General features: G+C 64.1%; 5 protein-coding genes. 3 read left to right on the top strand and 2 right to left on the bottom strand.

The annotated features are described in order from the left end of the window. Both AB4Y86_RS11355 and AB4Y86_RS11350 read right to left on the bottom strand, forming a co-directional pair. A partial coding sequence (locus AB4Y86_RS11355) for an SDR family NAD(P)-dependent oxidoreductase (RefSeq protein WP_441402336.1) occupies window positions 1-480 on the bottom strand: 480 nt, incomplete at its 3' end. Window positions 481-586: 106 nt separating this feature from the next. After that, the gene (locus tag AB4Y86_RS11350) at window positions 587-1,372 is read right to left on the bottom strand and encodes an IclR family transcriptional regulator (RefSeq protein WP_441402335.1); all 786 of its coding nucleotides are present in this window, start codon (window positions 1,370-1,372) and stop codon (window positions 587-589) included. Between the two features lie 133 nt (window positions 1,373-1,505). On the opposite strand from AB4Y86_RS11350, the gene AB4Y86_RS11345 reads away from it, so the two are divergent. From AB4Y86_RS11345 to AB4Y86_RS11335, 3 genes are read left to right on the top strand one after another with little or no spacing between them, the layout of a single operon-like run. Then, entirely contained in the window at window positions 1,506-3,224 is a 1,719-nt protein-coding gene (locus AB4Y86_RS11345) for an FAD-dependent oxidoreductase (protein ID WP_441402334.1), read from the top strand. Window positions 3,225-3,282: 58 nt separating this feature from the next. Continuing rightward, complete coding sequence (locus AB4Y86_RS11340; RefSeq protein WP_441402333.1) at window positions 3,283-3,783, top strand: SDR family NAD(P)-dependent oxidoreductase; 501 nt, start codon at window positions 3,283-3,285, stop codon at window positions 3,781-3,783. Continuing rightward, window positions 3,669-4,043, top strand: coding sequence for an SDR family NAD(P)-dependent oxidoreductase (locus AB4Y86_RS11335; protein ID WP_441402332.1), 375 nt, complete (start codon window positions 3,669-3,671; stop codon window positions 4,041-4,043). Before AB4Y86_RS11340 ends, AB4Y86_RS11335 begins: the two co-directional genes overlap by 115 nt. The last annotated feature ends 1,279 nt before the right edge of the window (window positions 4,044-5,322 follow it).

The following is a 5,322-nucleotide window of genomic DNA, read 5'->3' as shown; positions in this document are numbered from 1 at the left end:
GACGGCGCCCTTGGTGGCATGGTAGAGCGGGACGTTCCTGCCGCCCGTGATGCCGTGGATGGACGAGAAGTTGATGATGCTACCAGCACCTTTCTCGATCATGCCGGGGACCACGTGCTTGGTCATCAGCCAGACGCCCTTGACGTTGACGTTGAAGATGGTGTCGAAATCGGAGACGGAGGCGGTGTGGGAGGCGCCGGCCGGACCGATAATGCCTGCCGCGTTGACCAGGACGTCCGGTGCGCCGAGTTCGTCCGTCACCCGCCGGATCGCGTCTGCGACGCTGTCCTCGCTGGTGACGTCGACGTCGTACTGGCTGATGTTTTCGTGGGCGGCGGCGGACCGAATGCCCGCAACGTCCAGGCTGGCGACCTTCGCGCCATGCTCGGCGAGCAGGGCGGCGGTGGCGCTTCCCAAATCTCCGCGGCCACCGGTGACGACGACGGTCTTCCCGGCCACGCGGCTTTGTGTGGGGTTCATGTGGTACTCCTCGTACTCCTGCAGCATCGTCGCTGCGTCTAAGTCAGAGTGGCAGGGGAGTTGTGACGGCAACCACACGTTTGCCGATGAACGGCAAAATGATCTTTCAGTGACTTTGGCGGAGGGTTCCCTTGAGCTCGCCGCGCCAGCCCAGGGCCCGTGAGATGCCCCGCGCGGCAGCCATCAGGACGGGGACCCGGGCCGCCGCGTTCTCCTCGTTGCGCGGCACCACGACGCTGAGGGCTGCGCGGATGGTGTTCTCGGGCCCGAAGACGGGGACGGCGATGCCGCTGGACTCGGGCACGATCACGCCGGGCATGTCGGCGAAGCCGCGCTGCCTGATCTGGGCCAGGTGGCGGCGCAGCAGGGCGGGATCGGTCAGGGTGGTTTCGGTGTATTTCGTCAGGGGGCGGGCCAGGATGGTGTCCTGGTAAGCGGCGGGGGAGTGCGCGAGCAGGACCAGCCCGGACGACGTCGCGTGGACAGGGAGGCGGCCGGCAACCTTGGTGATGTCCACGATTGTCTTGTCGGAGCCCAGCCGCTCGATGTATAGAACCTCGTCCGAATCGAGGATGCCCAGGGTGGTGGAGTGCTGCACCACAGCCTGGACGTCCTCCATGAAGGGCAGGGCGGCCTCCCGCAGCCCCCGCATCTTGGACCCGCGGGAAGCGAGCTCCCACATCCGGGTGCCGATATGGACGTCACCGCCGGGCTCGCGTTCGAGGAGCCGTTCGAGCAGCAGATCGTTGACCAGCCGGTACGTCGTCGTCACCGGAAGCCCGGTCCGGCGCCCCAGTTCGGCGACGCTCATGGAGGTGCGGCCGTCGTCGAACGCGCTCACGATCTTAACGAAACGGCCGATGATCGACTCGCCCGATGCGGAATTCGCCATTGAACCTCCTCAGGATTCCCGCTCAATGGTAATCGTCCTCGCGGTGATCCGCGTCACCGGCTCTACTGGGGATCTATCATTCCAACCCGGCTGCCGCAGCGACGCGGGCGGTCGACTGAACGGAGCAAAAATCATGAGCAAACCCGTCCTTTGTGATGTCCTCGTCATCGGGTCCGGTGTGGCCGGAATGGCCGCCGCGTTGAAAGCCGCCTCGCAAGGCCTGAACGTGATCGTCGCCGAAAAGGAGCGGTACTTCGGCGGCACGACGGCGATTTCCGCCGGCTGGGCCTGGGTTCCCGGCAACAAGCAGGGCGTGGAACAGGGAGATACCAGGGAGGAAGCCGAGGCCTACCTGAGGAACCTGGCCCCGGAGACGTTCAACGAGGCCGGCGTCCGTGACTTCCTGGACACCGTGCCGGAAGCCATCTCCTTCTTCGAGAACGAGACCGAGGTAAAGTTCACGTACCCCGAAAAATCCCCGGACTACAAGATGGACCTGCCCGGCGCGAAACTCTCGGGCCGCGCAATCCTGCCGCAGGACGTCGACGCACGGGTGCTGGGGGACAAACGGCTCCTGATGCAGCCCTACATGAGCTCCTATACGGTCTTTGGCTACATGCCGCAGGTAGGTCCGGATATCAACGAGTTCTTCCATGTGAACCAGTCGGTCAAGTCGTTTGTCTACGTCGCCAAGAAGCTGCTGCGCACCTGGGCGGACGCGGCCCGCTACCGGCGCCCGGTCCTGCGTTCCAACGGCAACGCGCTGATGACCCGCATGGTGAAGAGCGCCGACGACCTGGGCGTGCGCCTCTGGAACTCCGCACCCGCACTCTCCCTGACGCGGGACGACGCCGGAACCGTCACCGGCGCCGTCCTCGGGGGAGAGCACGCCGTTGCCGTTGAGGCACGCCTGGGCGTCATCCTTGCCGCCGGCGGCTTTTCCGGGCACGAGGAACTGCGGAAGCAATACTTCCCGCACGACGCCGACGGCAACGACCACTTCACGCCCACCGTGGGTCACGGCGGTGACGCCGCCACCTTGGCGATCAGCGCCGGCGGCCACCTCGACAACTCCGTGTTCAGCGTAGGGTCTTGGGCGCCGGTAACGGTCTTCAAATACCTCAATGGCAAAGAGCGCCTCTTCCCCCACCTGCGGGCCATAGGCCTGCCGGGCCTGATCGCCGTCGACCGCCACGGCAAGCGCTTCGGGAACGAAGCCCTGAGCTATCACGACTTCGGCGGCGCCATGATTGAGCACAACAAGGACGAGAACAAGACGTTCGGGTATGTGATCGGCGACGCGAAGACAATGCACAAGTACGGGATTGGCTACGCTAAGCCACGGCCGATGCCCCGCGGCTACTTCTACAAGACCGGCTACCTGGTCAAGGGGAACAGCCTGGAGGAACTGGCCGCCAAGCTCGACATCGACGCCGCAGGGCTCAAGGAGACAGTGGCCGAGTTCAACCCGGACGCGGAACGCGGAGAGGACCCGGCGTTCGGCCGCGGCTCCACCCTCTACAACCATTTCCGCGGCGACATGGAGCACAAGCCGAACCCCAACCTCGCCCCGGTCGGCAAGGGCCCCTACTACGCCGCAAAGATCCAGATGGGCGATCTGGGTACCTTCGCCGGGATCGGCGTTAACGAACGCTCCGAAGTCACCACCGAAGAGGGAACCGCCATTCCCGGTCTCATCGCCGTCGGCGCGGCAGCCGTCAGCGTCTTCGGGGGCGGCTACCCGGGCTACGGTTCCCACATCGGCCCCGCCCTGGTATTCGGCTACCGGGCCGGACGCGACATCACCAAACTTGCAGCCGACCGTGGCGTACCGCGCGTGGCCGGTGTCTGAGACCCTACCGGTCCCGACAAGTCGCCCAGCCGAAGATTCAAAGGAGTAAGGAAAGAGGATGCTCAAGGGAAAATCCGCGGTCGTGACGGGTGGGGCTTCCGGAATCGGGGAAGCCATAGCCTGCAAACTTGCGGAAGCAGGTGCTGCGGTCACCATCGGCGATATCGGGAGCAGCGTTCCGAGAATCGTCGATGAAATATTGGCCCGCGGGGGCAGCGCCGAATTCATTCGCACGGATGTCACCGATGAATCTTCGGTGCGCGGCCTGATGGAAGGGGCAGCGCGCACCTTTGGAGGCTTGGACATCCTGGTAGCCAACGCCGGGATTCCCGAGGTCAAGGCACCGCTCCACGAGCTCGACATGTTGGATTGGCAACGTGTCATCGACGTAGACCTCACGGGTGTTGCCATCTGCAACAAATGGGCCGTCGCAACGATCCTGGCATGCCGCAGGAAAGACGCGGATCCCCGGACCGCGTCGGTATCAACATGGCCTCGATCCTGGCCCACGTGGGCCAGGCGAACAGCAACGCGTACTCTGCGGCGAAGGCCGCCGTAGCGAACTTCACCCGGTCCGCTGCGCTGACCTACGCCCGGGAGGGAATCCGCTTCAATGCGGTGTCACCGGGTTATGTGGACACGCCGCTGCTGGCGCAACTCCCCGAGGAGACACGCTCGCAGATGATTTCCAAGCAACCCATCGGACGACTGCTTCGACCGGAGGAGATCGCGAATGTCGTTCTGTTCCTGGCCAGTGATAGCTCCTCTGCACTGACGGGATCCGTTATCAACGCTGACGGCGGCTACACGTCCATCTGAAATCCAATCGGTCGGTTCCTCCGACGAGCGCGCAGGAAACAGGCCCTTCGTGCCGGGGTCCCCTCCTGGGTGATGTCGACCATGCCGGTTGCTGTTCTTTTCTCCATGAGATGGTGGAAAAGGAGGTACCCGCCGTGATGGTCGTCGATTTCCAGCATGAGGCAGCCCCCTAGTGCTGTGCTTATTCGGGCCGGTGCCGTCCCAAAAGCCGGCTCTTTCTGCCGGGGCGAAATCGCCAGAAACTACTGTTCCGCACGGAGGGCCATTAGGCGGCCCGGCTGTGGACCGAATCGGGCAATAAAGGCGGGTGTGCACAATGCGCACACCTGGGGCTTCGGATCGGGTCGTACTAGTGCCGGACTGTGCCGGATTGCGGAGGTTCTCTGGAGAGTGGCGGATTTTCAACGGCTGGAACCCGGTTCGAGTCCCACCTCGGGCACAGTGTTTCCCCTGTTCAGGGGCTTTTGAGCCTCTGAGTGTGCACAAATTGCACACTCTCGCGTTCGCTCTGATGTTTCCGGTGTGTGCGTCCCGGGCGGCCTATTCGGTTGTGGGGGAGAGGCTAGCAACGGCGGGTCGGGCACGTCATGTGGGGTCGTTGCTGGGCGTTCATCCTCATTCGTCCCCTCCGTTGGGTTTTCTCGTTCACCACTTCATGGTGGCCAGGGCCGCATTCAACGTGACTTGCTGAGTGTTTTTGGATCGGCCTACGGTTGCGGCCGGTCGAAAAAGTTTCCGGTCTGATACCCCTGTTCATGCAGAAATGCCGGGGGAACGACACGACTCGGTAGCCGCGGCCGGCTCCGAGGGCGAGGCGTAGGAAACTTTGCGGCAATAGTCCGCTGCCACACACCTCATTTTTGTAACACCGCTCACCACAGAACCCGCCTGGCCTGCAGATCCGCCCATAAACCGGGCGCGCCCGGGCCTGACGGGCCGTGGCCGGGGCGGATCGAGCGCGTACCGCCAGACCGCCCACGCATGGTCCCGGTGCCAGCGGGTCAGCTCGACCAGCTCGTCCGGGATCCGCCCCTTCAGGGCCCGGTCGCCGGCCCGGTAAGACTCAGCGAATGCTTCGTGACGGCCTTGCGCTCACCCATCGTCGCTCCACCCCCCCAAGGATCTCCGCGCCAGAGCTTCCCGGACCTTTCTCCATGAGGCAACGTATCCGCCTCCGCGGACCTTTCCCATAAGTCAACGCGGATCCTTGACCTTTCGTCTCGGCCGCCAATAGCATGAATCCACTATCGCCGATCCGGTGCGATGTGGGGCGTATGGG

The sequence above is a fragment of the Arthrobacter sp. 2YAF22_2 genome (assembly GCF_052114645.1).
GTDB lineage: Bacteria > Actinomycetota > Actinomycetes > Actinomycetales > Micrococcaceae > Arthrobacter.
This window is presented reverse-complemented; position numbering and strand designations above follow the sequence as displayed.

Bases quoted from the DNA above. Each gene is read 5' to 3' on its own strand.
- AB4Y86_RS11350 (WP_441402335.1), bottom strand. From the start codon at position 1,372: ATGGCGAATTCCGCATCGGGCGAGTCGATCATCGGCCGTTTCGTTAAG.
- AB4Y86_RS11345 (WP_441402334.1), top strand. From the start codon at position 1,506: ATGAGCAAACCCGTCCTTTGTGATGTCCTCGTCATCGGGTCCGGTGTG.
- AB4Y86_RS11340 (WP_441402333.1), top strand. From the start codon at position 3,283: ATGCTCAAGGGAAAATCCGCGGTCGTGACGGGTGGGGCTTCCGGAATC.
- AB4Y86_RS11335 (WP_441402332.1), top strand. From the start codon at position 3,669: ATGCCGCAGGAAAGACGCGGATCCCCGGACCGCGTCGGTATCAACATG.